25 protein-coding genes and 11 tRNA genes are annotated in these 26,493 nt (G+C 38.1%); 27 read left to right on the forward strand and 9 right to left on the reverse strand.

Going from position 1 to position 26,493, the window contains the following annotated elements:
• Nucleotides 1–108: 108 nt before the first annotated feature.
• Nucleotides 109–864, forward strand: coding sequence for an exodeoxyribonuclease III (locus J2Y03_RS02785; RefSeq protein WP_310190461.1), 756 nt, complete (start codon nucleotides 109–111; stop codon nucleotides 862–864).
• A gap of 84 nt (nucleotides 865–948) precedes the next feature.
• Entirely contained in the window at nucleotides 949–1,719 is a 771-nt protein-coding gene (locus J2Y03_RS02790; protein WP_310190464.1) for a class I SAM-dependent methyltransferase, read from the forward strand.
• A 53-nt stretch (nucleotides 1,720–1,772) separates the two neighbouring features.
• Here J2Y03_RS02790 and J2Y03_RS02795 read toward each other — a convergent pair whose 3' ends face one another.
• Nucleotides 1,773–1,919 carry a hypothetical protein gene (locus J2Y03_RS02795; protein ID WP_165903277.1) on the reverse strand — a complete coding sequence of 49 codons (147 nt, stop codon included), beginning with the start codon at nucleotides 1,917–1,919 and terminating at the stop codon, nucleotides 1,773–1,775.
• Nucleotides 1,920–2,171: 252 nt separating this feature from the next.
• Here J2Y03_RS02795 and J2Y03_RS02800 point away from each other — a divergent pair.
• The 15 genes from J2Y03_RS02800 (at nucleotide 2,172) to J2Y03_RS02870 (ending at nucleotide 6,529) form a co-directional block, all read left to right on the forward strand.
• Nucleotides 2,172–2,256 (forward strand) — tRNA-Leu (locus J2Y03_RS02800).
• 67 nt (nucleotides 2,257–2,323) lie between these two features.
• Nucleotides 2,324–2,398, forward strand: a tRNA-Gly gene (locus J2Y03_RS02805).
• Nucleotides 2,399–2,403: 5 nt separating this feature from the next.
• Nucleotides 2,404–2,492, forward strand: a tRNA-Leu gene (locus J2Y03_RS02810).
• 64 nt (nucleotides 2,493–2,556) lie between these two features.
• Nucleotides 2,557–2,633, forward strand: a tRNA-Arg gene (locus tag J2Y03_RS02815).
• Between the two features lie 6 nt (nucleotides 2,634–2,639).
• Nucleotides 2,640–2,716, forward strand: a tRNA-Pro gene (locus J2Y03_RS02820).
• A gap of 19 nt (nucleotides 2,717–2,735) precedes the next feature.
• A tRNA-Ala gene (locus J2Y03_RS02825) sits at nucleotides 2,736–2,811 on the forward strand.
• 48 nt (nucleotides 2,812–2,859) lie between these two features.
• Nucleotides 2,860–2,936 (forward strand) — tRNA-Met (locus J2Y03_RS02830).
• A gap of 71 nt (nucleotides 2,937–3,007) precedes the next feature.
• Nucleotides 3,008–3,100: transfer RNA gene (locus J2Y03_RS02835), tRNA-Ser, on the forward strand.
• 29 nt (nucleotides 3,101–3,129) lie between these two features.
• Nucleotides 3,130–3,214: transfer RNA gene (locus J2Y03_RS02840), tRNA-Tyr, on the forward strand.
• Between the two features lie 61 nt (nucleotides 3,215–3,275).
• A tRNA-Trp gene (locus tag J2Y03_RS02845) sits at nucleotides 3,276–3,349 on the forward strand.
• Between the two features lie 7 nt (nucleotides 3,350–3,356).
• A tRNA-Leu gene (locus J2Y03_RS02850) sits at nucleotides 3,357–3,438 on the forward strand.
• Nucleotides 3,439–3,545: 107 nt separating this feature from the next.
• A complete protein-coding gene (locus J2Y03_RS02855) occupies nucleotides 3,546–4,472 on the forward strand; it encodes a tyrosine-type recombinase/integrase (RefSeq protein ID WP_310190467.1) in 927 nt (308 codons plus the stop codon).
• 165 nt (nucleotides 4,473–4,637) lie between these two features.
• On the forward strand, nucleotides 4,638–5,501 hold the full coding sequence (locus J2Y03_RS02860; protein WP_310190470.1) for a hypothetical protein: 864 nt from the start codon (nucleotides 4,638–4,640) through the stop codon (nucleotides 5,499–5,501).
• 298 nt (nucleotides 5,502–5,799) lie between these two features.
• On the forward strand, nucleotides 5,800–5,973 hold the full coding sequence (locus J2Y03_RS02865) for a hypothetical protein (RefSeq protein ID WP_310190472.1): 174 nt from the start codon (nucleotides 5,800–5,802) through the stop codon (nucleotides 5,971–5,973).
• A 25-nt stretch (nucleotides 5,974–5,998) separates the two neighbouring features.
• Nucleotides 5,999–6,529 (forward strand): hypothetical protein, encoded by a 531-nt coding sequence (locus J2Y03_RS02870; RefSeq protein WP_310190474.1) that lies wholly within the window; start codon nucleotides 5,999–6,001, stop codon nucleotides 6,527–6,529.
• Nucleotides 6,530–6,833: 304 nt separating this feature from the next.
• Here the strand turns inward: J2Y03_RS02870 and J2Y03_RS02875 are convergent, their stop codons facing one another.
• Nucleotides 6,834–7,475 carry a YczE/YyaS/YitT family protein gene (locus tag J2Y03_RS02875; RefSeq protein ID WP_310190475.1) on the reverse strand — a complete coding sequence of 214 codons (642 nt, stop codon included), beginning with the start codon at nucleotides 7,473–7,475 and terminating at the stop codon, nucleotides 6,834–6,836.
• A gap of 412 nt (nucleotides 7,476–7,887) precedes the next feature.
• On the opposite strand from J2Y03_RS02875, the gene J2Y03_RS02880 reads away from it, so the two are divergent.
• From J2Y03_RS02880 to J2Y03_RS02910, 7 genes are all read left to right on the forward strand, one after another.
• Nucleotides 7,888–8,163 (forward strand): DUF485 domain-containing protein, encoded by a 276-nt coding sequence (locus J2Y03_RS02880; protein WP_310190477.1) that lies wholly within the window; start codon nucleotides 7,888–7,890, stop codon nucleotides 8,161–8,163.
• Complete coding sequence (locus tag J2Y03_RS02885) at nucleotides 8,160–9,713, forward strand: solute symporter family protein (RefSeq protein ID WP_310190480.1); 1,554 nt, start codon at nucleotides 8,160–8,162, stop codon at nucleotides 9,711–9,713. Before J2Y03_RS02880 ends, J2Y03_RS02885 begins: the two co-directional genes overlap by 4 nt.
• On the forward strand, nucleotides 9,701–11,461 hold the full coding sequence (locus tag J2Y03_RS02890) for a LytS/YhcK type 5TM receptor domain-containing protein (RefSeq protein WP_310190483.1): 1,761 nt from the start codon (nucleotides 9,701–9,703) through the stop codon (nucleotides 11,459–11,461). The genes J2Y03_RS02885 and J2Y03_RS02890 overlap by 13 nt, the downstream gene beginning before the upstream one ends.
• A gap of 4 nt (nucleotides 11,462–11,465) precedes the next feature.
• The gene (locus tag J2Y03_RS02895; protein WP_310190485.1) at nucleotides 11,466–12,215 is read left to right on the forward strand and encodes a LytR/AlgR family response regulator transcription factor; all 750 of its coding nucleotides are present in this window, start codon (nucleotides 11,466–11,468) and stop codon (nucleotides 12,213–12,215) included.
• 149 nt (nucleotides 12,216–12,364) lie between these two features.
• Nucleotides 12,365–12,694, forward strand: coding sequence for a DUF485 domain-containing protein (locus J2Y03_RS02900; protein WP_396954157.1), 330 nt, complete (start codon nucleotides 12,365–12,367; stop codon nucleotides 12,692–12,694).
• Between the two features lie 12 nt (nucleotides 12,695–12,706).
• Nucleotides 12,707–14,242, forward strand: a complete 1,536-nt coding sequence (locus tag J2Y03_RS02905) for a solute symporter family protein (RefSeq protein ID WP_310190486.1) — start codon at nucleotides 12,707–12,709, stop codon at nucleotides 14,240–14,242.
• A 103-nt stretch (nucleotides 14,243–14,345) separates the two neighbouring features.
• Nucleotides 14,346–16,064, forward strand: a complete 1,719-nt coding sequence (locus J2Y03_RS02910) for a sulfate adenylyltransferase (RefSeq protein ID WP_310191350.1) — start codon at nucleotides 14,346–14,348, stop codon at nucleotides 16,062–16,064.
• A 707-nt stretch (nucleotides 16,065–16,771) separates the two neighbouring features.
• Here J2Y03_RS02910 and J2Y03_RS02915 read toward each other — a convergent pair.
• The 3 genes from J2Y03_RS02915 to J2Y03_RS02925 form a co-directional block, all read right to left on the reverse strand.
• Entirely contained in the window at nucleotides 16,772–17,101 is a 330-nt protein-coding gene (locus tag J2Y03_RS02915; protein ID WP_310190488.1) for a hypothetical protein, read from the reverse strand.
• 443 nt (nucleotides 17,102–17,544) lie between these two features.
• The gene (locus J2Y03_RS02920) at nucleotides 17,545–18,150 is read right to left on the reverse strand and encodes a DUF3891 family protein (RefSeq protein WP_310190489.1); all 606 of its coding nucleotides are present in this window, start codon (nucleotides 18,148–18,150) and stop codon (nucleotides 17,545–17,547) included.
• Between the two features lie 112 nt (nucleotides 18,151–18,262).
• A complete protein-coding gene (locus J2Y03_RS02925) occupies nucleotides 18,263–19,471 on the reverse strand; it encodes an MFS transporter (protein WP_310190491.1) in 1,209 nt (402 codons plus the stop codon).
• Between the two features lie 277 nt (nucleotides 19,472–19,748).
• Between J2Y03_RS02925 and J2Y03_RS02930 the strand changes: the two genes are divergently transcribed.
• From J2Y03_RS02930 to J2Y03_RS02940, 3 genes are all read left to right on the forward strand, one after another.
• Entirely contained in the window at nucleotides 19,749–20,072 is a 324-nt protein-coding gene (locus J2Y03_RS02930) for an ArsR/SmtB family transcription factor (protein ID WP_132090096.1), read from the forward strand.
• 3 nt (nucleotides 20,073–20,075) lie between these two features.
• Nucleotides 20,076–20,465 carry an SRPBCC family protein gene (locus tag J2Y03_RS02935; RefSeq protein ID WP_310190493.1) on the forward strand — a complete coding sequence of 130 codons (390 nt, stop codon included), beginning with the start codon at nucleotides 20,076–20,078 and terminating at the stop codon, nucleotides 20,463–20,465.
• Between the two features lie 63 nt (nucleotides 20,466–20,528).
• Nucleotides 20,529–21,236 (forward strand): FAD-dependent oxidoreductase, encoded by a 708-nt coding sequence (locus J2Y03_RS02940; protein ID WP_310190494.1) that lies wholly within the window; start codon nucleotides 20,529–20,531, stop codon nucleotides 21,234–21,236.
• 1,127 nt (nucleotides 21,237–22,363) lie between these two features.
• Here the strand turns inward: J2Y03_RS02940 and J2Y03_RS02945 are convergent.
• From J2Y03_RS02945 to J2Y03_RS02960, 4 genes are read right to left on the reverse strand one after another with little or no spacing between them, the layout of a single operon-like run.
• Nucleotides 22,364–22,969: a cupin domain-containing protein gene (locus J2Y03_RS02945; protein WP_310190496.1), complete on the reverse strand. Its 606-nt coding sequence runs from the start codon at nucleotides 22,967–22,969 to the stop codon at nucleotides 22,364–22,366.
• A gap of 54 nt (nucleotides 22,970–23,023) precedes the next feature.
• Entirely contained in the window at nucleotides 23,024–24,181 is a 1,158-nt protein-coding gene (locus J2Y03_RS02950) for a homogentisate 1,2-dioxygenase (protein WP_310190498.1), read from the reverse strand.
• A gap of 34 nt (nucleotides 24,182–24,215) precedes the next feature.
• Nucleotides 24,216–25,514 carry a fumarylacetoacetase gene (gene fahA, locus J2Y03_RS02955; RefSeq protein WP_310190499.1) on the reverse strand — a complete coding sequence of 433 codons (1,299 nt, stop codon included), beginning with the start codon at nucleotides 25,512–25,514 and terminating at the stop codon, nucleotides 24,216–24,218.
• The gene (locus tag J2Y03_RS02960; RefSeq protein ID WP_310190501.1) at nucleotides 25,511–26,452 is read right to left on the reverse strand and encodes a hypothetical protein; all 942 of its coding nucleotides are present in this window, start codon (nucleotides 26,450–26,452) and stop codon (nucleotides 25,511–25,513) included. Before J2Y03_RS02960 ends, fahA begins: the two co-directional genes overlap by 4 nt.
• Between the last annotated feature and the right edge of the window lie 41 nt (nucleotides 26,453–26,493).

Genomic DNA, 26,493 nt, shown 5'->3' on the forward strand with positions numbered 1-26,493 from the left:
ATGTGTCCGAGGTATAAAAGATTTCAGTAATTCGGAATGCTTTCCATCACTCTCTAAAGCTGATACAATTTCTCCTGAAAAGAAATGAACTGGGAAAGGGATTTTATCATGAAATTAGTATCTTGGAATGTAAATGGGCTAAGGGCTTGTGTCAATAAAGGTTTTTTAGATTACTTTAAAACAGTAAATGCAGATATATTTTGTGTACAGGAAACAAAGTTACAGAAAGGTCAAATCAATCTTGAACTTGAGGGATACCATCAATACTGGAATTACGCGGTTAAAAAGGGTTACTCCGGAACTGCCGTTTTCACAAAGGTTGAACCGATTTCTGTTCGTTATGGTTTAGGGGATGAGGATTCACAAGATGAAGGACGAATCCTAACGTTAGAGTTTGAAAAGTTTTATCTCGTGAATGTTTACACACCAAATTCACAAAGGGATTTAGCAAGACTAGGTTACCGACTAGAATGGGAAGATCGAATCACCTCCCACCTGAAAGAATTAGACCTAGTTAAACCAGTTGTTCTCTGTGGGGATTTAAATGTGGCGCACCAGGAAATTGACTTGAGAAATCCTAAATCGAATTTAGGAAATTCTGGTTTTACAATAGAGGAACGTGGGAAGATGACGGCGCTGCTGGAGTCAGGCTTTGTGGACAGCTACCGCCATTTTTATCCTGAAAAAGAAGGTGCCTATACATGGTGGAGCTATATGGCCAAGGTTCGAGAGCGAAATATTGGGTGGCGTATTGATTATTTCATCGTCTCTGAAAAACTTCGTGACCATTTAATTGGTGTAGACATTCATTGTGAAATTATGGGCAGTGATCATTGTCCAGTAGTAGTGGAATTTGAATTATAAGTTTTTCTTATCTTAAATGATAAAAACCTCGTAATTTTATTTAGTAACAGGATGGCTTAAAGTAGAATTATGAGGTGATTCAGAATGGATATCAAAAAGGACATTCAAGAGCAATTTGGAAAAAATGCGGCTTCGTATGTTTCCAGTCCGATTCATAAGGATGGAAAAGACTTAGTAAAGATGGTGGGAATGGCAGATATTAATGGCCAGGAGGTTCTGCTCGATATTGCCACAGGTGGCGGGCATACTGCTAATTCTTTTGCTTCGTTAGTAAAAAAAGTTACAGCGGTGGATCTTACGAAAGAGATGTTAGCTGCGGCTAAAAATTTCATAAAAGGTAATGGTCATCTAAACGTTGAGTTTGTTCAGGGAGATGCAGAACAGCTGCCTTTTTCAGATGTGTCATTTGATATTGTTACATGCAGGATTGCGCCACACCATTTTCCGAATGTGGATTTATTTATAAAGGAAGTATATCGCGTGTTAAAGTCAGAAGGACAATTTTTATTAAATGATAATGTTGTCCCTGAGAAACAAGAATTTGATCAATTTTATAATACAATCGAAAAAATGCGAGATTACAGTCATTTTCGTGCCTGGAAAAAATCCGAATGGATACAGAAACTTGAGTATAGCGGTTTAGAAATTTTTGAATGGCACCGGTTTGAGAAGACGTTTCACTTTAATCCATGGTGTTCGAACATGAAACTATCTGAACCTGAAAAAAATCATTTAACGAGGTACATTCTTGAATCTTCACAAGAGATCAAGGATAAATTCAGGATGGTTATCGAGAATGAAAAAATTATTTACTTTGTTGGCGAAGCGATTGTTTTGAAAGCGATAAAAAGGTAAGCAAAAGCCCAATGTACAAAAGAGAGTTGTCTCTCATTTATACATTGGGCTTTTTAAAATTCAAAAGGACTGTAAAGGTCATTTAGCGCTGTTCCAAATACGTCAAATTCAGGTGATTTTTCACCGTTATTTGAGTTTTCTTCTTGATCTGCCTGGTTCATAATTGTTTTTTCAGCGTCTTTTTTCTGGTAATAGCTCAAGGTAATTCAGCTCCTTTTTGGGGGAATAAAGTATATTGTATTTTTTCCCATAAAAAAGGTTCTAAACCATTTTTTTTATCTTTTCAAGGATAATAATGTATTTTGGTATAATTTCAGTGGCTTTTCACTTGTAAAAAAAATTCTTTGAAATTTGGTGTTGATTTTTGTCGTAATTCGTTGTAAGATTATCAATGTCGCCGCTACGAAGTGGCGAGGTTAGTACCTTAGTTTTCTAGTTAGTTTTTATACCATGCGGGTGTGGCGGAATTGGCAGACGCACCAGACTTAGGATCTGGCGCCGCAAGGCGTGGGGGTTCGACTCCCTTCACCCGCACCAAAGTTATTTTAGAAGAAAATAACCAAATTTTTTAAAAGAAATAACTTTATTAATACAGGTAAATAATGCGGAAGTAGTTCAGTGGTAGAACACCACCTTGCCAAGGTGGGGGTCGCGGGTTCGAATCCCGTCTTCCGCTCCAATGTTGCCGGGGTGGCGGAACTGGCAGACGCACAGGACTTAAAATCCTGCGGTAGGTGACTACCGTACCGGTTCGATTCCGGTCCTCGGCACCAAAGTTTTTTGCGAAGCAAAATAACCAAGTTTTTTTACGAGAGTAAAAAATTAATCATAAATAATGCGCCCTTAGCTCAGCTGGATAGAGTGTTTGACTACGAATCAAAAGGTCGGGAGTTCGAATCTCTCAGGGCGCACCATTAATACGGGAAGTAGCTCAGCTTGGTAGAGCACTTGGTTTGGGACCAAGGGGTCGCAGGTTCGAATCCTGTCTTCCCGACCATCTTCAAAACGAACAAAATGGGGCCTTAGCTCAGCTGGGAGAGCGCCTGCTTTGCACGCAGGAGGTCAGCGGTTCGATCCCGCTAGGCTCCACCAAGGTTTTTTCACGATAGTGAAAATAACTTATAATTTTATAAAATATTTGGCGGTGTAGCTCAGCTGGCTAGAGCGTTCGGTTCATACCCGAAAGGTCGGGGGTTCGACTCCCTTCGCCGCTACCAAGTTTTTTTATGAAGTAAAATAACCAAAGTTTTTTGTGCAGCAAAATAATTTTTAATATATGTTCTTATACGGAGGAATACCCAAGTCTGGCTGAAGGGATCGGTCTTGAAAACCGACAGGCGGGTCAAACCGCGCGGGGGTTCGAATCCCTCTTCCTCCTCCATAAATTTTAATAATTAATTTCTCCAATGTGGAGGGGTAGCGAAGTGGCTAAACGCGGCGGACTGTAAATCCGCTCCCTCCGGGTTCGGCGGTTCGAATCCGTCCCCCTCCACCAATGTTTTTTCACGGTAGTGAAAATAACCAAAGTTTTGCAAAGCAAAATAATTTTCCATTTTAGGGGTATAGTTTAAAGGTAGAACGAAGGTCTCCAAAACCTTTGGTGTGGGTTCAATTCCTACTACCCCTGCCAAGTATTTGCCGGTGTGGCGGAATTGGCAGACGCGCACGACTCAAAATCGTGTTCCGTGAGGAGTGTCGGTTCGACCCCGACCACCGGTATCATGAAAAGCAGTATTATCTAGGCTTCATGCTTAATTGCATGGAGCTTTTTTGTGTTTATTTCACACGACAAAATAACCACTAAAAGTGTGCGGGGGTAGTGTGCAGTGAGCAAAAGAAGAAGCTTATTAACCGATGATGAAATACGAATTTCCACCAAGACAACATTCGTCACAACTGACGAAGAAGCTTTAAAATTATTCTACGAAGAATGCCATCTTAAAAATTTACGTCCTCATACCATCAAATACTATCGAGAAAACTTACAATCAAAAAGACAACCATTAGTCAACATGATTGAGCGTGATATTAAATTAATGATATTGGATATGCAAGAAAGGGGATTGAAAACAACCACCATAAACACAAAGCTACGAGCACTACGATGTTTTTTCAATTTCTTGTATAACAATAAACACATTAAAAAAAATCCAATGGCTAACGTGAAGCTTTTGAAACAACGTAAAGAGGTTGTACCATCATTTTCAAAGGAGCAGGTGAAACTATTATTTTCTCTTTGTGACAAACGTACTTTTGTTGGAATAAGGGATTACACCATTATGTTGTTAATGCTTGATACAGCAATTCGACTTAATGAGCTGGTTAGTATAGAGCTTGCCGATGTAAAAGAACATGAAATTGTAATAAGGGAAACCAAAACATTTTTTGAACGTGTGGTTCCCATGAGCAAAAAACTGAAGGAACAAATGGATATTTGGATTAAGATTCGTGGCAATTGTCACACTGATAATCTTTTCATCAATGTTGATGGAGACGAACTCAAAAAGCGGAGCATACAAAATAGGATTGAACATTATGCCAAGTTATCTGGAATCACAAATGTTAGAGTATCAGCGCATACATTCAGACATACATCAGCTAAATTCTTCATTCAAAACGGGGGAAATGCTTTTCACCTTCAGCAATTGCTGGGTCATACATCATTAGAAATTACAAAGAAATATGTAAACTTATGGTCAAAAGATGTAGCAGAAAGCCATAAACAATTCGGAGCTTTAAGCAATATTTTCTGAAAACAAAGAAGTTTAGAATAATATTGGCTCATGTTACTATTTAAAAGTTTACAAACAAAAAGAAACGTTCCCCCACAGTTTGCCGACCTAAGGGAACGTTTCTTAAAAAATAACAACTTCATTGTAGCAAATTTGTTCGATGAAGTCTAAAGGAGAAATTACCATATGAATGGAATTATTAAAAGAAGGAAAACAACTGATTACGCTCAAATTCATAATGGAGCTTTACAGAGCCTTGAGGATGTTAGGAGCATTGGTTTAATCGCTCACCTAATGTCATTACCTGATACTTGGATAATCAGCAAAATGCAACTGTATTCTAAATTTGGACGAGGCCCAATAACAAACGCAATAAAGGAGTTGGAAGCGAAAAAGTACTGGGTGACTATACAATATCGAGATGGGAAAAAGACTTTGTATTATTACAATGTCAGTGACGTAGCTTTTGACGATAGTGAAGTTTTAACTATGATTCAAGAGGTAAATCAAGGTGGGTTTAGAATAATCGCACTGAGTGAAAGCTTTACGCATTTACTTTCCATTGGTGAAAATAGACAACCCAAAGGGTCTGATAATCCTAAAATTGTGGATTCTTCAATTGATGGTTCTCAACAATTGATGGTCAACAGTTCAAAATCAACTGTTCAAAACGAACACTTAATAAATATATATAAAGAAATAAACAAAGAAAAACAAAATAAAGAGAAAGAAACATTTGTTAATTTACAAGGTATTGACAACTTTTTAAATCCAATCCAATTTAAAATTGCTTTAATTGACGCCTGTAATTCTTGCTACAGTGAATTTTCACCTAACAGATGGAGTAAACAAGCATGGCTCACACTTATTGAAACATTTGTTAATGAAAAAATAGAAACTGAAGCTTATAAACGAGTACCAGCACATAGGATTAAAAGTTATGCCCGTGGAGCAGTTAGAAATATGGCTCATAAGGTCGACTTGAGAAACGGAAAAGTAGAATTTAGCAGCAATGGTGACTTACCGTATTTCGACTGGTTGAATCAGTAATAATGCCGTAATAGTGTTACAGTGTTGTATTTGAATATTAATATTCAATTATGGAAGGTGAAGGAGAGGCGAAAGCTGTTGAACCTCAAGAATGAGGACTTATTGAGCAAAAAGGCCATTACAAACGATTTAGCATTAATTAAAAGTTGTTTAAAACTGATTAACAGCAGTATCAAAGTTAATAGGAATAACGGAGGAAATTTCTCCGTTGTTTCTAACAAGGAGCTACACAATTTAGTGTCAAGTGTCGATGTTGCTTTAAATAAAATTAAAAAGAATATTAATTGGGGAACTGAAAATGAAAGTAATTAAAGCTATTCTTAAAAATTCGATTGCACAAATAACAGCGATGGCATTAGCTACAGTTTTAATGTTTGGATTTGTTATGTATGAAATGTTTAATTCAATTCTGATAGTAGACCCAGTGCTTTGCAAAAGTAGAAACCGAGGAACAGCTACAGGCAGCGATTGAAGATCTTCAATTAGGTATAAACGGGTTGGAATTTCAACCTACAACGGTCGTGGTTAAACCGGAGCGAAAGGGTAACAAATATACCGTGAATGCAGATGCATTCGATGAATTAGACAAAGATGCTACTGTAGTTGTTGAGATTGCTGAACAAAAAAATGCCAAAATCGTCCTAACTGCAGATGCAATTTCAAAATTGAAAGAAGCAAATGCAACTTTAGTCATTTCAAACGGAGTAGTAGAGCTACTATTCCCAGCATCCAACTTGCCTGACAGTGAAACAGAATTTAAAGTGAAGGAAGAAAAAGTAAAAGATAAATCTGCTTTAGTTGGATATGACTTTACAATCAAATCAAGAGCTAATCATAAGTTTAGCAGGAAAGTCACATTAACATGTAATATCGATTCTACACTTGTGAAAAATCCAGAGAATGTGAAGGTCTCTTACTACAACGAAACAACGAAGAAATGGGAAGTTATTGGCGGAGAGTACAAAGACGGGAAAATAACTGTCGAAACAGACTATATTAGTAGATTTGGTGTATTTGAAATTGAATAGATGCCAATTACGTGAAGCAAGAGTGTTTATAGGCACAAATTTTTAAATGTAAGGTGTACCTATAAATGTTAATGGTGTTGATTAGGAAATTCTAACTAACCAACACCTTTTTTACTTTGATTTGAGTAACTTGTTCGTTGGCATTCCAGGAATGGTTGAATCCCTAGTATTGAGAATAAATTAGTTTCAGTCCAAGTTGGCAAAAATAGGGTCAGTCCCTCGGTGAAATAAAGCTTTAACGGAACGGGGGACTGACCCACTGGCCTCGAGGGGGAGTTTCACTATATTATTATTGCTCCTTCGTTTAACCAAGAAAACTCTCGTTCACCACATGCTTGTGGCTTATCCATTTTTCTACTATTTTTGTGCTGTATCCAAGTGATACTTGAATAATTGGACCAAGTGCAAAGGCCATTATGATGGTTCCTATTCCAATAGGTCCTCCTAAAAGAAAACCCACTATAACAACAACTACTTCCATGATGGTACGTGCGACTGTAATGCTGCAATTAAATTTTTTCACTGTTAACAGCATTAAACTATCTCTTGGACCTGAGCCTAAATTTGCAGAAAGGTAGATGCCGCCACCAATACCCATCAATACTATGCCAAGGATAAAATCAATGTATTGGATCGGAATAGTGTGGGGGTCTGGCAATAACCAGTTAAAAAAGTCGATAAATAATCCAACAAAAACCATATTCATTAAAGTTCCGAGTTTTGGGAACTCACGTAAGCCAAGCGAAGCGGTAACGATAATAATGATTCCAACAATAATGGACCAAAGCCCAATCGATAGCCCCATGTTTTTAAACAGACCAATGTGAAGTACGTCCCAAGAACTAACACCAAGACGCTGCCCCTTAATAGTTAGAGCTACCCCAAGTCCCAAAGTCATAAGACCAACGAAAAAGACTAGCCACCTAAAGCCAATTTCCTGTTTCATCTATACCCTTCTTTCTTTAATTAAAGCAAATAGCCTTCTAATCAATTAGTCTATTATAACAGAAAATATATTTCTTTTAATGATAAGTTCTTCCAGGGGTAGCCCTTTTCTATTAAAAGCAATTTCCTATTGACTATGGTCATAAAAACATAAAGAGTGCTTCCGACACGTTATCGGAAGCACTCTATTTTCTGCAGAGGGCGGCTGCAAAAGTATCTATAAAACCATTAATTCATTTAAAGGAAACTTACTACCATAGTATCGGCATGATCTTTTTAAAGTAAATAGAGACCTGTCGGCTTTAGCAGCACAGAGTTTCAGTATCAACTTTACATGTTTAAACCCTTCATGTATTATTTGAATTGAAGTATTTTACTGATTTTTCAGATTTTAAAAACAGGAGGAAGATGAAATGGAGGAGCGAATTTTACATTTAATACGTAAGAAAAAGCAGTTGATGGCGCCTGCTTTGGCTGCTGCATTACTGTTTTATTTTTTGCTTCCTTTATCTCTTATTTTCATTCCTGATGTGATGATTCGGCCAAGCATTATTTATAGTATTTCTTGGGCATGGTTTTATGCATTTTTACAAATTCCGATGACATGGTTCTTCTGTTGGCTATATCATACAACAGCAAAAAAAATTGAACGACAGATAGAAGCCATCCATAAGGAGGAATCGCTGTGAATCCTACTTATTTTTTATTCCTTATTTATATTATTGTTTGTACATTGATTATTACCTATTGGGCAGCCAAACGAAGTAAAACAACTAATCGGTTTTACATTGCTGCTGGGACATTAACAGGTTTTCAAAATGGAATGGCCATTGCTGGCGATTTTATTAGTGCAGCCTCCTTTCTTGGTATCGTTGGGATGGTTGCGATCCGTGGCTATGATGGTTTTTTATATTCAATTGGCTTTTTAGTATCCTATCTTGTTGTATTATTTTTAATTGCTGAACCTATTCACCGCTTAGGTAAATATTCACTTGGAGATGTCATTTGTTCACGATTTCCAAGTGAGAGTATGCGATTACTTATGGCATTTTGTACGTTTATGATTTCCATCCTATACATAATCCCTCAGCTAGTTGCTGCAGGATTTTTACTTCGTTTGCTGCTTGATATCAATTATTATATTTCCGTCATAGTCATAGGGGGATTAATGACGATTTTTGTCGTTGTAGGTGGGATGATTGCGACTTCTTGGGTACAGATTGTGAAGACCGTTCTTCTTATGTCAGGAACATTTCTCCTCACACTTATCGTTCTTTCTCATTTTAATTGGGATGTTGCGGAGCTAATTGGAGAAGTAAAAACTGGTACGCCATTAGAAGATAAATTTTTCCTTCCTGGAAATTTATTTGATCATCCACTGGAATTTCTATCGCTACAACTTGCTTTAGTGCTTGGAACTGCAGGATTGCCTCATATTTTGATACGACTATTTACGGTTAGTAATGCTTTTGAGGTTCGCAGGTCTCTAATCAGTTCAACATGGATCATTGGAATTTTTTATGTGATGACACTCGTCTTAGGGCTAGGGACTGTCGCCTTCTTGGGATATGAATCGCTAATGTTACTGGACCCTACTGGAAATTTAGCTGCACCATTACTTGCAAAGGCGGTTGGAGGTGACTTCTTGTTGGCATTTGTTTCTGCGATTGCCTTTACAACCATTGTTGCAGTCGTTGCAGGGCTTGTTATTTCCGCCACAACAGCTTTTTCCCATGATTTTTTTCATCATATTTTGAAAAAAGGGAAATCAACGGAGAAGGAGCAATTGAGGGCAGCACGTTGGTCGGCATTAGGAATCGGATTCATTTCCACCTTATTTGCGTTACGTTTGGAGACCATTAATGTAACATTTCTCGTTTCGATGACTTTTATTGTTGCCGCGTCAAGTATTTTCCCAGTTCTTTTATTAACGATTTATTGGAAGCGTTTTACTCAAGTGGGCGCCATAATGGGGATGTTTAGTGGACTTGCTGCTTCTTTATTATTTGTCATTTTAGGTCCTTACATTATGAATCCAAGTGATGGTTGGATTAGAGGAGAGGCAATTTTTTCTCTATATAATCCAGGTATTATTACCATTCCTATTGGTTTTCTTGGCGCATATTTGGGAACCATTCTTTCAAGAGAGCAATCCCAATCCATTGTAGATTTTAATAAATTTTATATTCAATCGCAGTCTGGCATTGTCTCAAGGGGAGAAAAGAAATGGAAAACTTAACGATTATTTTGTTTGAACGTTTGGGACTACTTCTTATTATTGCATTTGTGATGACACGGACACCTGGTTTCCAATCATTAATGTACCGTAATTATAGTATGAAGATGTCGCTCGTTCATGCAGGAGTGTTTGGTTTATTTGGAATGGCCAGTACGGTTACAGGGATTGTCATACATGAGGATGGATTCATCAGTCATAATCTAGTTATTTTTCCAGTAGAGGATCAACATTTAATTGTTAGCATGAGCCTTGTTGCAATTGTGATAGCCGGTTTATTAGGTGGGCCGATTCTTGGTTTTGGCGCTGGGGTTATTACTGGAATCCATCTCCTTTTTCTTGGCGGTGTTGGGGGATTAGCGAATGGTCTTGTCAATCCTATAACAGGCTTACTAGCAGGATTAACGGCAAGATTTTTTTCCAATGAACGCGTTATTTCTCCGCTGAAGGCATTATTTATTGGGGTTTTTCCTCCAGTTTTACATATGCAATTATTACTTATTATATACACAGATAGAATAGATATGATTGCACTTGTCAATACGATTGGCTTACCACTTGTGTTATCAAATAGTGCAGCGATTGTCATTTTTACAGCGATGATAGGAATTGTTTTACGTGAGCAAGAGAATGAGGCAGCTCTTGCATCGAAACAAGCATTAACCATCGCGAAGGAAGCGCTTCCATTTTTAAAAAAGGATTCTCCTTTTGATGTTGCGAATGGCTTAGCAAATTTATTATACAATCGTCTGAGGCTTGCTGCCGTTTCCATTACAGATCAAAAGGAGGTCTTAGCCCATATAGGATTGGGAGAAGATCATCATCATTTTGGTGATCCGATTACAGCAATTCCAGCACAAAAAGCGATTACATTGAAAAAGATCCAGGTTATACACGCGAAATCAGATTCTTTGTGCACTCATAAAAAATGTAGCCTTGAGGCAGCTATTTTCATTCCAATTATAGAAGATGATCAAGTAACGTATCTTATTACTTTCCATTTTCGAAAAGCAGTGCATATTTCTCCTGTTGAAATGATGATGGCACAAGGGCTTGGACAATTTATTTCAGATCAATTGAACATGCTTGGGGCTGAGAAACTAAAAGCACATATTCGTGATGCAGAGTTAAGGAATTTACAGGCACAAATCAATCCACACTTTTTGTTTAACACCCTCCAATTAATCGCAGGTTTGTTTCGGGAAAATCCAGGGAATGCGCGTCATCTAACATTACAGTTAGCCAGTTATATGAGGTTTAATCTACGCTTAGTATCGAAATCTCTGGTTGAACTTGAAAAAGAGTGTGAACATGCGAAAGCTTATACTTCTATTATTCAAGAACGATTTAAAGGAAGATTACAAATTAATTTTATAGAGCCAACTGACCTTTCCAATATTTATATTCCGCCATCGACCATTCAGCCTTTGATTGAAAATTCGGTTCAGCATGGTTTAAAGAATGTAACAGATGGTGCAAAGATTGAAATTATAATAGAAAAAGAGAATGGGAGACTTGCCGTTTTCGTTCGGGATAATGGTAGCGGTTTTCCTAAACATATTTTACCGATTGTCAGTCTACAGCCATTAGTAGATCATAATAATGGTGGGATAGGTATTTATAATGTGAACCAACGATTAGTTCATTTATTAGGAGAGTCAGCGAGAATGCATATTCGAAATTTGTCCGATGGGGGCAGTGAAGTGAAATTTTCGATTCCAATACCAAATCAATTGGAAGAAAGGAAGTGATAGGATGAATATTCGTGCAATGATTGCTGAAGATGAGATGATGGCAAGAAAGGAATTGCTTTATTTATTGAAAGATGAGAAGGGCGTTATCCTTACTCCGCATGCGGAAACAGGTGAACAATTAATTGAGTTATATTCTGAACATCGCCCGGATGTTATTTTTCTTGATGTAGAGATGCCGGGTTTTACTGGAATCGAGGCAGCAAGATATATTATGAAACAGGAGTCAGACAAAATTCCCCTATTTGTGTTCACCACTGCATATGATGAGTATGCAATGGATGCTTTTGAAGTAGAAGCAGTTGACTACTTATTAAAACCATATGACGAGACAATATTTCAAAGGACGATGAACCGAATTCGCAAAAGTATGTCAAATCGAAAGAATAGTAGTGAAGCAACGAAAAAAAAGGCACAAACGATTGTATCAAAGATGTTAATTGATGATGGAGAACGGATGATTGTAGTCTCACCTGATTCCATTTACTACGCTGTACCAAATAAACGATTATTAGAGATTCATACCGAGGATAAAGTCATTATGAGTCGGATGACCTTACAAGAATTAGAGGATCAGTTGGCTGGTCATATGTTTTTCCGTGCACATCGTAGTTATTTGGTAAATCTAAATCACGTTTTAGAAATTACCCCATGGTTTAATGGAACAAGTAATTTGACATTAAAAGATAAAGATCGAACACAAATCCCTGTAAGTCGTTCTGCGAGTAAATCTATTCTTGATATTTATAAATGATAAGATCCATAGACTAGGATCTACAACCATTCACGAGCTATATATAACCATTGAACCTATGTTTTCGACCGTTCATCCATTTTATAATTACAAAATATTCAAAAAATATATAATTATCTATAAATTGTAGCAGAAGGGGATGGTCTATCTTGGCTCAAAAGGAATTAATGACGGGCAAGAAAAAAAGTGTAGATTATGAAAAGGTTCAAAGCAGTCCGCAATTCAAACAATTTTTGAGCAGAAAGAAGAAATTTATTGTACCATTGACAGTATTTTTCATGATTTTTTACTTTTTATTGCCAATTTTCACATCTTACACAACATTTTTAAACAACCCAGCGATTGGAAATATTTCTTGGACATGGATTTTTGCATTTTCACAGTTTCTGATGGTTTGGGTGTTAAGTGGAATGTATGTAAGAAAAGCAGCTTCCTTTGATAAAGAAGCCGAGCAAATCATTCATGAGCAGTTAAAATAAGGGGGTATGTAGATGGATCCGATAGTAGTAGTTCTTTTTCTCGCAATCGTTATTCTTACGTTAGTCATCACTTATATTGCAGCAAAACAAACAAAATCCACCGGTGATTTTTATACGGCGGGTGGAGGATTGACTGGATGGCAAAATGGATTAGCAATAGCTGGTGATTATTTATCAGCGGCATCCTTCCTAGGTATTGCAGGTATGATTGCCTTAAAAGGGTTTGACGGATTTTTTTATAGTATCGGATTTTTGATTGCTTATTTAGTTGTATTGTTTTTAGTTGCAGAGCCATTGCGTAACCTTGGTAAATACACATTAGCGGATATGATTAATTCTCGCTTTGATGCGAAAAAAGTAAGAGGGGCTGCTGCGCTTAGTACGATTACCATTGTCCTTTTCTACATGATTGCACAACTTGTTGGTGCTGGTGCACTTATACAGCTTTTATTCGATATCCCGTATTGGATTGCAGTGTTAATTGTTGGGGTAATGATGACGATTTATGTTCTATTTGGTGGAATGATTGCAACAAGTTGGGTACAAATTACAAAGGCTGTCCTTCTGATGGCAGGAATGGTTATCATCTCCTTCCTGGTATTATTGAAATTTAACTTTAATATTGGGGCAATGTTTACGGAAGTGAAAACGGCGACCAGTCATGGTGCAGATTATTTAAATCCGGGAGTCAAATATAATAATCCTCTAGGAACGCTTTCCTTAATGCTTGCCTTAGTACTTGGAACAGCCGGTCTTCCGCACATTCTAATGCGCTTTTTCACGGTAAAAGATGCAAAAACTGCCAGAAGCTCCGTTATTACTGCAACTTGGACGATCGGAGTTTTTTATATTTTAACATTATTCCTTGGCATGGGGGCAGCAATATATGTCGGGGAAAGTGAAATTCTCGCAGCAAACCCTGGTGGAAACATGGCTGCACCACTATTAGCCCAGGCAATTGGCGGCAATATTTTATTTGCATTCATTTCTGCTGTTGCATTTGCGACAATTTTAGCAGTAGTTGCTGGCCTCGTGTTATCTGGAGCATCTGCATTTGCACATGATATTTACGGACAAATTATTAAAAAAGGCGAGATAACAGAGAAACAGCAAATGTTAGCAGCACGCTACGCAGCATTAGGTGTATCTATTTTATCCATCCTATTATCATTAGGTGCTCAATACTTAAACGTAGCCTTCCTAGTTTCTTTAGCATTTTGTATCGCAGCAAGTGCGAATTTGCCAGTTATATTATACACAGTATATTGGAAGCGCTTTAATACATCGGGTGCAATTTGGGCAGTTCTTTCTGGGCTGATCTCAGCATTAATTCTAGTATCGATCAGTCCTAGCGTATTCTCACCAGTTGAAGGGGCCGCTCTATTTGTAGGAAACCCAATCTTCCCATTAGATAATCCTGCACTTGTTAGTGTGCCATTAGGCTTTCTTGGTGGTTATCTCGGAACAATTTTCTCGAAAGAAAATGATATGAAACGCTATGCTGAAGTCACTGTGCGGGCACATACAGGCTTTAAAAAGGCGGAATGAGAGTAGATTAGGAAATCGCGTTTTAAAAATGGGGAGTTAATAGTAGCACGAAAAACAGTAGAAACGGTTAAATATTTTTTTAGGGGGATGAGATGGATTGTTAATGAACACAGAGATAAGTGGCGAAGAAAAAGTGACATGCTATCCACAACAGCCACATGGAGGGAAATTAGTTAATCGTGTTTTAACTGGGGACGAAAGAGATAAAGCAATGGAGCGGGCAAAGCAGCTTCCATATATTATGGTTGATTTAGAGGCTGTCATAACGCTTGAAATGATTGCTACAGGTGTACTATCTCCAAATGAAGGGTTTATGAATGAAGCCGACTATAAATCAGTATTAAAAGAAGGGCGTCTAGCAAATGGGCTTGTTTGGCCTGTGCCGCTAAGCTTCGCACCTATTGGCGACAAAAATAGGCATGTGATTCAATCTCTGTCGGTGGGAGATGAGGTCGCATTAGTGGATGAATCGAAGGAACCGGTAGCTATCCTACAATTAGATGACATTTTCGACTATGACCGAAAATTCCGAGCACAGCAATTATTTGGTACGACTGACCGCGATCACCCTGGTGTAGATTCTATTTATCGCAGGATGGGGGATACAGCATTAGGTGGACCGATTCAGTTACTACGCCGTGTCCATTGGGGGCCTTTTGAAAAATTACGAATCGAACCGAAAGATACATGGAAACTATTTTATGAAGAGAAAAAATTTAAATCGGTTGGCGGTTTTATTACAGGTGCAAATCCATTACATCGGGGTCACGAATATATTCATCGCAATGCACTTGAGGAAATGGATGGATTATTTGTTCAGCCTTTGGTTGAGATGACAAAGCGTGAATATACAAGACATGAATTCCGAATGTTATCCTATCAGGCTGTGCTTGATACGTATTATCCAAAGGAGAGAACAATTCTTTCACCATTACGTGTGACCTACATTTTTGCAGGACCTCGTGAAGCGGTTCTCCATGCACTCATTATGAAAAATTACGGATGTACCCATGCATTAATTGGCCGAGACCATGCGGGTGTTGGTGATTTTTATGATAAATATGCAAGTCACACGATTTTTGATAAGTTTACAAATGAAGAACTAGGAATCGATATTCGGTTATTCCACGAGGTGTTCTATTGCACGCGCTGTGATAACCCAGCAACAGAACAAACATGTCCTCACGATGATCGTTACCGAATCAATATTTCTGGAACAGGTATCCGTGAATTGCTACGGTATGGTGTTTTACCACCGAAGGAAATTGTAAGACCAGAATCTGCCCGTATTGCGATGCAAGGTGTGCAGCCTAAAGGTGTCGACGAGGATCGACTTGCAATTGCACCTATTGGAAAAACGATTAAGTCTATTTTTCCTTATTATCTACATTCAAACGGAATAGGTGGTTCCAAACGAAAGCGCCCTTTAGGGGTGGATGAACTAACGATTGAAGATTTAGAAGCAGCCATTAAGGATATACGCGAAAATGCGGACCGAGTGTATAAGGAGATCTTTGAAGAATTCAGTTATGTAACAGATCAGCTTCGTTCCGTGCAGCCGGAGTGGGTGGCGGAAACTCGTGAATCGATTTATCGTCAGCAGGAAATGGTTATAGAAAACTTGAAAGAAAAGGTGGATAAAGCAATGGATAAATCGTCTGATGAGTTCTTGTATCAGGATAAATCAGAAGCTGAACGCGAACTAGAAGTAGCGACAAAAATACTTCAAGATATTCCTGCTGCATTAAGAAAAGCAGATCTCGAATACCGAACATGGAATCCGCTTCCATATAGGCGGTATAGGGGCAGTGATGAGGAATAGAGTGTTAGAGTAATAGGATTCGTTTTGAAAGCGTGTCTATAAAAATGGCCTGTCTTGATAAGGATGGGTCATTTTTTTTGGTTATGATAAGCCGATACCAAAAGCACGCCAAGTGGTATGTTTCGGGATATTAAGAGAAAATTAAGTAATCCACTCTGTCTATAGAGTGTAGATTTTCTAAGGGTCAATAAATCTTTTAATGACTTGCATTTCTAAATCGTTTTACACAAATTTTACAAATGGCCTCGATAACTCCTTATTAAATAAGGGTTATCGAGGCTGTTTCGACCCCGACCACCGGTATCAATAAACGCAGTAATGACGGCGACCTACAAGTGATGTAGGCGTCTTTGTTTCGTTGAATGCGCACTATTTCCGGTCTAAAAATCGTGTGCGGTTAATAGTACACGTCGGAAACGAATTGAAGATGTTCCACTTGCCTACTTGCCTTGAAACGCTACTCGGATCCATGTGAAAGCAGCCGGGGATTTAGCGCAATTTCAACCACATCAATTAGTTTAGATTTGATAGATAACGAATATTAATAGCACTTTCCTCTTTAACGATGGTCATAAAAGTGAAAAGAGTGCTTCCGACACGTTATCGGAAGCACTCTATTTTCTGCAGAGGGCGGCTGCAGAAGTATATATAAAACTCTTTAATCATAAAAGGTTCTATAGATATTATTCAATTATGTTTGGTGAGGGTTAAATGAATATCCCTCCTTTCTTAATTAGAGTTGCTCTATGATCACCTGGACCAATGAATTGTAATGCGGCCGGAGAACATACCCTAACTTTTCTCTTCGTTTCCTCGAGTTGTATTCGAATTTGACTAGAAACTCTTTTACCTTCTTTTAAGTTAAATCGACATTGAATCGTCAGCTTTTTGCACTCTTTCTCCACTTCTTCGGTCATTCTATACATCGTCATGACCTTTACCTTGGGAGGAATCTTTCGGAGGGGATCCTTCATTTTTTCACCATTGGATTTTTCGGCTTGAGCAGGAACCTTTCGATGTAGCTTAAGAAATTTCATCTTTCAAATCACTACCTTTCCGAAAAGATGTAGGGATTTTTTTCCCTTTAGGTAATATTTCAGTAAATATTCCTAAAATCCTTTGACGATGATATCGTTTTTTATCGCCATATTCTCACGAAAACTCTGTTATATCTATTTATAACGAGTTAATAGGAGAAATTCTTTTATCGAAATTAGAAGATTACTAGGATTAAATGAAGAAAAGATTCATATTATTACACGCTGAATTTTTTGAAAAATTTTATTTAATTTCATATTTACACTAAATGAAAAAAAATTTAAATAATCCTCAAAATTCTAACTGTACTGTTTGTATTTGAATAGGCTGTTATTAGCCCGTTGGCCTTTATATCCTCTTTTTTTACTTCCTTAAATTCTAACTGCAGATGTGCTTCCTTCTCCATAGGAGACTTCGACAGCGAGAGTGTTTCAAAATCAGTTCAGTGTACCTGAATAGGTTTATCATTCGCAAAGGAGAATGTGGGGGAGATTCCATTCCGGAAAAATGAATATTCATTTTCTTTTTTTGCTCCAGGTTCATTTAAGCAAATATAGAGTGAAAGGTTATCACACCATTTTAAGATGCTTAGGTGGTGGTGAAACAGCTTTTCCTTTGCCATGTTGCCTAATATACCGCACTGTTTTAATAAGCGAAGCCTTCTCGTACTTTCATCCTCCATGAATTTTTGAGCAATTGGATTTTCTTCATATTGGAGAAAGGAAGCATAATGTGCGCTGCAAAGAAGACTTGCATATTTGCTCATTTTTTCGACTTCATCGATTCCTTTTTTATAACAAGCAATCTTTGATTCAAGGGGATAATCCATAAAAGTGTACGTTTTTTGCTGGTGACTATTCCATAAAGGCGCAGAATCCGCTTCAATCCAGCCACGATCATGTTCAGATATCGCTAGAACTGCTTCTTCTTTTCTTTCCTCTCCCTTGAAATATTCATCTTCCCAATGTTGGGCAATTTCCCCTGATATTTTAGCATGGTCATGTTGGGTAATCAGTATAAAGCTATCTTCACGTTCGCGAATAATCATGTTCTCATCCCTTTCCGCGGTTATATGCTTTTATTTTCCCCATATTATTTCTTTATTAACTTTATTTTTGAAACGGCATTGTAGCACGAGAAATATCCCAAGTGAATCAGTTTCACTTGGGACTTTTTATTAACAATAGAATAAACGATAGAGCACAAATGATGGCAAATCCAATCAGAAGCCAAAATGCTGCATCAAATGAACCTCTGGAGGCTTCAACAAGGAATCCAATCGCAATTGGGGTTACAAAGCCTGCCAGCTGTCCGCCGAAACTTACAAACCCCATTGCTGAACCAACAATTTGTGAAGGCACAGTCTTTAGTACGTTTGTGGGAAGGAAGATTATAATGAATGCACCAAAAATCATAATAATGGTTTGATAAACCATAAATTCTGTGACACTGCTAGCGATAAACATCAGATAGAGCAAAATACCAACACAAACTGCACTAATAATTCCATATATATATTCTTTTCCCTTTGGCAGTTTATCTAAAAGATAACCTGATCCAAAGGTTCCGATAATAGCAGATAATCCTGGTATGGCCGCAATCCAGCCTAATTGAAGTAATTCTAATCCACGAACGTTTACGAGATAGGTTGGCAGCCACGATAACAGTCCCCAGTTAATCGCATTTACACTAAATGAAGCAATGAACAAGCTCCAAATATAAGGGTATCTTAAAAGCTGAAGTAAGGAAGTTGACTGGTAGGTATTAATTTCTTCTCGTAGATTCTCTACCTCTGGCTTAGGATCTTTTATGTAATACCAAAAAATTGCTGCTAAAACAACTCCAATGAAACCAATAATATAAAACATTGCTCGCCAGCCAATGGTTGCCATCAAAGTTGTTGCAATTATGGGTGAAAGAATACCTAAAAATGCTCCTGATGAAAGAACAATGGACATGGCTCTGCCTCTTTCCGAAAACGGAAAAGTTTGGGCAATCAGCTTTGAGCCAGCCGGCATGTAACCCCCTTCGCCGATACCAAAAAAAAAGCGGATGATTAATATGGATGTTAACGACCAAGCAGCTCCCGTTAATGTGGTAAAGACGGACCACATGATGATAGCTGTTAACAAAACCTTTCTTGAACCAAAACGATCAGCTAACCAGCCACCAGGAATTTGCATCAAGGCATACCCAGCAAAAAAACTGCTAAGCAAAATTCCTGTTGCAGCAGCATTAAGATGTAAATCCTTCGAAATGAAAATGACTGCGTAATTCATAACAAATCGATCTAAATTTCCGAGTGACCATCCTGCAAAAAGTATTGCTAATATGAGATGCTTTCCTTTCAATGCTTTAAATTTCGCCAATAGCTTCTCCCCAGTCATTGATTTTCTAGGTAAAAAGTCTAGTATCATTTATATTTTTTTATTAATGGTTATAGCACCATTATAAAAAATAAAGATAATGATACATGAACGATGAGAAAGGTTTTATTGTATTTGAATTACAAAGTAGTGGATTTTTCAACGATGATAGAGAATAAAACGAATATCATTGTGTCAAAAATAATATTGACTAGACACCAATTAGTGTCATATAATTAGGACACTAATTGGTGTCCAATTGATAAGGGGGAGGAGGCTATTGAACGAGAAAAATCAAGCGCATGATGTTTATGTAGCCATTGCTGACCCAACAAGACGTAAATTACTACGTTTGTTGGCAGAGGAGGAAGAGTTACCTCTCTACAAATTAACCGCTCCATTTCAAATGGGACGCACCGCTGTTTCTAAACATTTGGCAATCCTTAAAGAAGCTGGATTAGTAGTTGACCGAAAAGTTGGTAGAGAAACAAGGTATCGTATAAATGCAGATCCATTAAGAGAAATTAAAGATTGGGTATCCTTTTATGAGAAATTTTGGAATCACAATGTGGCACTATTGAAAAATCTGTTAGGGGAGGAATAAATAATGGCAGAGGTTTTATTAGATTTTCATTTTAAAAGTTCGATCAATAAGGTGTGGAACTCGTTAACGGATTCTGACACACTTGCAAAATGGATAATGGAAAATGACTTTAAACCTATTGTAGGACATAAATGTCAATTTCGAAATGAACAGTGGAATTTAATTGTTGATTGTGAAGTATTAGTAGTGGACGAGCCTTATAAGTTATCTTATACATGGGTTGGAGGTCCGATAGATACTATAGTCACATGGACATTGAAGGAAGAGGATGGGACAACCTGCTTACATCTTGAACAAACTGGATTTAAACAAGAAGATCAAGCGTTCAACGGTGCGAAATATGGTTGGGCAGGCAAGGTCGATGTACTAAAAAAATTAATAGAGGAAATATAAGATCAGCCTTGAACCTGTTTGAGTTAGATGAGGGCTTTTTAGAGGCTTAAAGGAGTAGAGAAAATGAGTTTTTTTCAAGATACATTATCCATATTTAAAAAGAGAGATTTATTATTTTTAGAAAGATACAAAGAATCAGAAGATATATATACTTTTCTATTTGAAAAAGATATAGATTTAACCTGGAAAGCAGGGCAACATGGTTTGTTTACGATTACCCATAAGAAAATAAAAAATGCTATCCGACCATTCACTCTGGCATCTGCCCCCACAGAGAAAACTATTAAAATTACAACGAATATCAGTGATACCCCAAGTGATTTTAAGAAAGCGATGCTAGAATTAGAAAAGGGAATGAAGATTAAAATGAGCGGGCCTGTCGGGTCTTTTTATTTAAAAGATAATAGTCCAACACTCCTGATTGCAGGCGGAATTGGGATTACACCATATCGGGCGATGTTAAAACAAATAGAAACAGAAGGAGATGGAGTCGGGAAACAAATACACTTACTCTATATTAATAGCAAGAATCCATTTTTTTATAAAGATGAACTTGATGCGATTGCCAACAATTCTTCGATAATTGTAACCTACCTTGATTCAAGAGATGAACTGCTTCAGGAGATGGATAAGTTTACTAGCTTAAATAAAGACAATGGAAAATACTTTATTGCAGGACCAAAGTCAATGGTAGATTCTATTTCAACTTATTTACAAAATAAGAGTGTTTCAAAACGGAATATCAAAAAGGATGCTTTTTTTGGATATTAAAAAAGAAAACGAATGATTATTGAGGGAAAATTTTTTATTAATGTTAAAGTAAGCTTGCCAAATGGGGAATCTTTCGAAAATGATAAAACACCCACAAATATTGATCATTAATAATTGTGGGTGTTCTTTGTTTCAGAATTTTAACTAAGTTTGAGAGAAAAAGTAAAAGAAATTCTAAGTTAGTTCCAGAATCATGGTGTATGATCTCTACTTAACTTAAAAGACAATCAAAAATGAAAAAGATAAAAGCGAGTTGGTCAAAAAATGCCAACTCGCTTTTTAAATGCCCCTGCCAAGGAATATAATTCTACCATAAATGATTAGTAAAAGTGTAACCTAACATAATCATCGAATGCATTTTTGTTTTAAATACTTATCTAAATGCACCACAGATCTGCGGTGCATTAACCTTGATTGATTTCTATCGAGATTAAGTCCTCATTGATTTGATGAAGACCATTTCCTCGGATTTTTATCGGAGATTAGGTCATCATAGTCTTGATGAAGACCATATTCTCAGATTTCTTTCAGAGATTAGGTCATCATCGGCATGAAAAAGTCCGCTTCTGTGTATTTCTATTCATTTTACCTTAAATAAACTTTTTGGTAGGAAAGGAACCCGTTTCTAGTTTAGCCCGTATTTTTTATGGAAACAGTTTAACCGTTCGAAGTATTTTATTAATCAAGCTTCCAGCATTATCATCCTCGATAGTTGTTAATTGTATACGGCAAAACGGTCTTATTCTACATACTAAACACCTGCTAAAGCAGTCCACAATACGAACATCTACATATCATTTTGATACTGCTGGGATAGAAGTTCAATTACTTTGTCCGCATCGGTAACTTTAATGTTTCGCTCACAAAACTTAGCCACTCTCATTCTGCTTTTTCCACTTAGTAAAAATTCTTCTATTCCCGATCGTAATGGGTAAATTGGATATCCAACGTACGAAGGTACGTTTGCAGACCCGCATCTTGGATTGGGATAATGTATGCGGGTTCTCCTGATTCATTGTGATGAGAGTGCCACAGCCGTGGAGGGGTTACGAAGGCTTTTCCAGTTACTTAGTCAATCCGAATCGGATCAATGATCTGTTTTGTAAGAGGGTCTACCTTATCCCCAACTAATGTATAGGTCCCAGGCGCGGCATATGCAACAAAGTCAAGTGCAACTGATTTATGACTATGTGGAGCTTGGCTTGCGCCTGTTCCGCTGTATAAAGTGTCGGCTTAAAACGTGCTTCCGTTGCTGTAACACCTAAGTAATGAAGAAGTGATGTGTCAAAGATGTAGTAGATGGTTGTATCCTCTGCCGCTGTATGATGGCTAACGGATCCGGCTGGAAGGGTTAAAAAGTCACCTTTTTTCCAGCTGATTGTTTGACCATTTACTTCAGTGGTGCCAACCCCGGAAATAATATAGTATAATTCACTGGTTGCATTTGGTTGTGTATGAATCGAATCTCCTGCATTAATTCGGATAAAGTGGGCAAGGAGGGACGGGCTCGTTGCCGGATATTCGGTTCTTAGTTCGCTTGATAAATCTAGTGATAGAATACGAGTTTCTCCTGAGTTATAAATTTCAGGTGGAAATACTTTAGGAGGGATAGGACTAGTAATCCCACTGCCAATTGGATCAGCGGCAGCGGTATACTCGTAAAAAAGCGCATCCTCGGTCCAGTTTTCGCTTACAGTTCCAATATAAAATTCCCCTGGTTGTACATTTGACATATGTAAACCTCCTGTTATGTGAACAATACTTTTTTTTGTAATCTTTCCCAGAGACTATTTTGGCAGCCAGCTGCTCATATAATCCTCAACTTCCAGATGATGAGCATCCTTTACGATATAAAGGGGACGGAAAGTGTCAACCATGACTGCAAGTTCACGTGTCTCTTTTTTACCAATACTTTCTTCGATTTTGCCTGGGTGCGGACCATGTGGAAGTCCGCTCGGATGAAGGGTGATGGAACCTTGCTCAACCCCGCGCCGGCTCATAAAATCACCATCCACATAATAGAGTACTTCGTCGCTGTCGACATTGCTGTGTACATAAGGGGCAGGAATGGCCTCTGGATGGTAGTCATATAAACGCGGCACAAATGAACAAATGACAAAATTATACCCTTCAAAAGTCTGATGGACTGGTGGGGGCTGATGAACACGGCCAGTTATTGGTTCAAAATCATGAATACTAAAGGCATAAGGATATAAATATCCATCCCAGCCCACTGCATCAAGTGGATGGAAATCGAACGTATAGGAAGTAATCATTCCTTGTGCCCGGACTCGAATTTCAAATTCACCTTTTTCATTTTTTGGCTCTAATCTTTCCGGTGTCCGGATGTCGCGCTCGCAGAAAGGAGAATGCTCAAGAAGTTGGCCAAATTCATTTCGATAGCGTTTTGGAGTAACGATGGATGAATTTGATTCTACAATTAAAAAGCGTGCTTCCTCTGATTCCAACACAACACGATAGGTAGTGCCTATAGGAATCACCAAGTAATCGCCAGGTCCAAAACTTAATTCTCCAAAAATACTTTCAATTTTACCGGTTCCTTCGTGAACAAATAACATTTCATCGCCCTCGCCGTTACGGTAAAAATATTCCATCTGTCGATTAGGGCGTGCCACGCCAATTGCGAGATCACCGTTTGCCATGAAAATTTTGCGTGCGGATAGAAAATCACCGCCAACTTCTGTATTCCAAGAACGGAAATGACGATGTCTCAAAGCCCCTTTTTCTTCAAATTCATATTGAACATCACAAATTTTTTTGGCTTTTTTCACTTGAGTCGGCTGATTAATATGATAAATAAGTGATTGAATGCTAGAAAATCCTTTCGTCCCCATTAATTGCTCATAATAGAGACTTCCGTCTTCTTGACGAAATTGAGTATGCCGTTTGTGCGGGATGCGGCCCATTTTCACATAATATGCCATAGTCTAAACTCCTTTTGTTTTTATATTTTTTATTTCAAATTTTTACGGCAACTTGATTGCCTAATATATCTGTTTCTGAATGTGCAGGCAGGATTTGACCGGTTACTTCACCAAAACCAATTCGATATCCATCTCCTTGGCACCAGCCGCTAATCGTCAAGGTATCACCGTCTGCTATCCAGCTGCGCTCACCGCCGTCGTTTAGCTGGACAGGTTGTGAACCTCGCCAGGAAAGTTCAAGCATGCTGCCGCGTTCTTCTCGATTAGGACCGCTGATTGTTCCGGATGCCTGCATGTCACCAGGGCGTACGTTGCAACCAGTTATCGTATGATGGGCTACCTGTTGAGCAATGGACCAGTATATATAGCTGAAATTGGTTTTTGTAATCCTCGTTTCTTTCCCTGAGCTTTCAGGTGTTAAATAAACTTCTAAATTAATATTAAAAGACCCATCTTTTCCTTGCTGCAGATAAGGGAATGGCTCTGGCTCCTGCTTGGGCCCAACTGTGCGAAAAGGATCGAGCGCTTCTAAAGGTACAACCCATGGAGAGATGGATGTGGCAAAATTTTTCGCAAGGAACGGGCCAAGCGGCTGATACTCCCATGCTTGAATGTCCCGTGCACTCCAATCATTCACAAGAACGAGCCCAAAAACATGATCTTCTGCCTTATGAACGGGAATAGGTTCACCAAGCGTATTTCCAGGGCCGATAAACCAACCAATTTCAAGTTCAAAATCAAGCTGTGTACATGGACAGAATACTGGATATTCCGAATCCTTTGGTTTTCTTTGCCCTAAAGGGCGTCGTACCGGGGTACCGCTTGGAACAATCGAACTAGCTCGTCCATGATAGCCAATTGGCAAGTGTGTCCAATTTGGCATGAGTGCGTTATCCTTACCCCTAAACATGGTTCCTACATTGGTTGCATGTTCCTTTGAAGCATAGAAATCGGTATAATCTCCAATTTCTGCCGGAAGCAGCATGGTTACATCTTTTAATAGGTGAAAGGCTTGAACACGAAGCTCTTTATGATCACGTAAATCTGGGGTGTTTTCATCCAAAAGATGTTGAAGTTTCTTTCTTACGGCAGACCAGACTGAACGGCCCAGTGCCATAAATGGATTTAGGGTAGGTGATGAAAAAATATTTTTTCCTTCCACACCTGTACCATCTAATAATCCGGCTTGTTCAATTAGGGATAAATCAAGAACATACTCCCCAATGGCTGTCCCAACTCGAGGGCTCTCACTACTTAACTGGAATATGCCATACGGTAAATTTTGAATCGGGAAATGCGAATCCGGTTTTGTTTCAATAAAAGAACGTTTCATCTTACTGCCTCCTCGTGAAATAATGCAAGTTCTCCTAGTTCTTCCCTTGGTTCATCAAAACTGCAGCTTCCGTATGAAAGTGAAAAAACATTACGTGCAGCGTTAATTTCTAAAGAACTGACGACTAAATCTCGCCAGATGAGTTCGTTTGTTGTAAAAGTAAAATTTTTCGGGTTATCTTCATGTAATATTTCTTGGATTGTTTCTACCGAAATCGAGAGGCTATGGGCCATGATTGAGGCAGTAAAAACGTTAACGAATCCATGCATAAAGGTTCCTACTTCATTGCGGTATTGACGAATGGGATGGTGGAGTCCAGCAGTAAATTTTAGTGCAAGACCTCGTTTTTTGCATTCATGAATGACAAATGCTGCCTTTTCCGTGGATGGAAACAAATTGGCCGTAATTCCTCCCATACGAAATTTAATCCCAATAGGTCGTGAAGTGTCTTGGTTCTTTTTCTTGATTCTATTTAATGATGATTTCAGCTGTTCAATAGAGCCAGTTATTTCACAATATAGTCGATACCCTGGTATCAGAATATCGAGCTTATCAAGGATCTCAGAATCAATTGGAAAGGATGGTGGTACTTCAATAGCCTCTATCATTCCAGCAGTTTGGTAGGTTTCCGAAAAAAGCTTAATCGCATTCAAATCTGTTTTTAACTCATCAGATTTTGAAAGGATGATGGACAGTCGAAGAGGATACTGTTCATTAAATAAATCTCTAAAAGGTTCTAACTCCCCCAATCGAGAAGCCGGAATGACAAACGTCTCAAGCATCCAGCTATCCTCTTGATGAAAATAAGAATGATAGTTTAAGATCGCTTCTTTAAGAGGAAGAGCTGCAGGTGGGAAAATACCTGCATAATCAATCAGTTCTGTCATAAAATGACTAATCGAATCTTCTTTCCAATATACCTTTACTTTTGTTAACAATTCACCATGCACCTCCTATGAATAGGGTCATGCCAGGGTTA

This window comes from Neobacillus niacini (genome assembly GCF_031457145.1).
GTDB classification, from domain to species: domain Bacteria; phylum Bacillota; class Bacilli; order Bacillales; family Cytobacillaceae; genus Neobacillus; species Neobacillus niacini_J.